The 2,116-nt window shown below is 61.0% G+C and carries 1 protein-coding gene; it reads right to left on the reverse strand.

The genetic code is table 11. The annotated features are described in order from the left end of the window. Positions 1 to 4: 4 nt before the first annotated feature. A partial coding sequence (locus tag AC0KVQ_RS16345; protein ID WP_473422257.1) for a phosphoketolase family protein occupies positions 5 to 2,116 on the reverse strand: 2,112 nt, incomplete at its 5' end.

Consider the following 2,116-nt stretch of genomic DNA (forward strand, 5'->3'; position numbering starts at 1 on the left):
AGCCTCACTTCTGATACGGCCAGACCCAGTCCTTCACCTCGGGCATGTCGTCGCCATACTCGTTGATGTAGTGCTTGTGCTCGATCAGCTTGTCGGCAAAATGCTGGCGCGCATAGGCACTCCTGCCCTTCAGTTGCGGCAGGCGGTCAATCACGTCGATGGCCAGGTTGAAACGGTCCACCTTGTTCATCACCACCATGTCGAACGGGGTCGAGGTGCTGCCCTCTTCGATGTAGCCACGCGCGTGCAGGTTGTCGTGGCCATTGCGGCGGTAGGTCAGGCGGTGGATCAGCCACGGATAGCCGTGGAAGGCGAAGATGATCGGTTTGTCGGTGGTGAAGATGGCGTCGAACTCGGCATCGGTCAGCCCGTGCGGATGTTCCGATTTCGGTTGCAGCGTCATCAGGTCGACCACGTTGACGAAGCGGATCTTCAACGCCGGGAATTCCTGGCGCAGCAGATCGGTGGCGGCCAGCGCTTCCATGGTCGGGACGTCGCCGGCGCAGGCCAGCACGACATCGGGCTCACCGCCCTGATCATTGGAGGCCCAATCCCAGATGCCGACACCCTTGGTGCAGTGCTTGATCGCCTGATCCATGGTCAGGTATTGCAGCGCGGGCTGTTTGCCGGCCACCACCACGTTGACGTAATGACGGCTGCGCAGCACATGGTCGGTGACCGAGAGCAGCATGTTGGCATCCGCCGGTAGGTAGACGCGGATCACTTCGGCTTTCTTGTTGATCACGTGATCGAGGAAGCCCGGGTCCTGATGGCTGAAGCCGTTGTGATCCTGCCGCCAGACGTGGCTGGTGAGCAGGTAGTTCAGCGAGGGCAGCGGTTTGCGCCAGTGCATCTCGCGCGTGGTCTTGAGCCATTTGGCGTGCTGGTTGAACATCGAATCCACGACGTGGATGAAGGCTTCATAGCAGCTGAACAGGCCATGGCGCCCGGTGAGCAGGTAGCCTTCGAGCCAGCCCTGGCAGGTATGCTCGGACAGGATTTCCATCACGCGGCCGTCTTGGGCCAGCGCGTCGTTAGTCGCGTCTTCCGGCTTGTAGTCGGCGAGCCAGGTCTTGCCCGATACTGTATTGATGTCGGAGAGGCGGTTGGAGGTATTTTCATCCGGGCCGAACACGCGGAAATTCCGGGCATCGAGGTTTTCCTGCATCACGTCGCGCAGGAACTTGCCCATGACGCGGGTGGCTTCGGCCACCTTGGTCCCCGGCTGGTCGAACTTGACTTCGTAAGCGCGGAAGTCCGGCATCTTCAGGTCACGCGTGACCAGGCCATGCACATGCGGGTTGGCACCGATGCGCAGGCTGCCATGCGGGGCGAGTTCGGCCAGTTCGGGCTTGAGGGCCCCTTCGGGGGTAAAGAAGGTATCGGGCTGGTAGCTCTTGAGCCACTTCTCCAGTTCGGCCACGTGTTCCGGGGTCATGTCGGAGAATGGCACCTGGTGGCTGCGCCAGTAGTCTTCCACTTTCTTGCCGTCGATCACCTTGGGGCCGGTCCAGCCCTTGGGGCTCCGCAGGATGATCATCGGCCAGCGCGGACGCGTGACCGATTTACCGGCGGCCATTTCGACCCGTGCAGTTTCACGGATGGCGGCAAACTCATCCATCACCGTATCGAGCACTTCGGCCATGCGCTGATGCATGACGGCATAGTCATCGACATCGGTACCGACTTCGACGTAATGCGGCTTGTAGCCGTAGCCCTCGAACAGGCTGTTGAGTTCCTGCGGTGACAAGCGGGCCAGCACAGTCGGGTTGTTGATCTTGTAGCCGTTCAGATGCAGGATCGGCAGCACCCGGCCATCGTTGACCGGATGCAGGAACTTGTTGGAGTGCCAACTGGTGGCGAGCGGGCCGGTTTCGGCTTCGCCATCGCCCACTACCGATACCACGACCTGGTCGGGATTATCAAAGGCCGCGCCAAAGGCATGCGACAGCGCATAACCCAGTTCGCCGCCTTCGTGCATCGAGCCGGGGGTTTCCGGGGCGACGTGCGAAGGAATGCCACCGGGGAAGGAAAACTGCTTGAACAGTTTCTGCACGCCGGCTTCGCTGTGATCGATATCCGGGTAGATCTCGGCATAGGTGCCTTCCAGCCAGCT

The organism is Formivibrio sp. oc-25, from assembly GCF_055810895.1.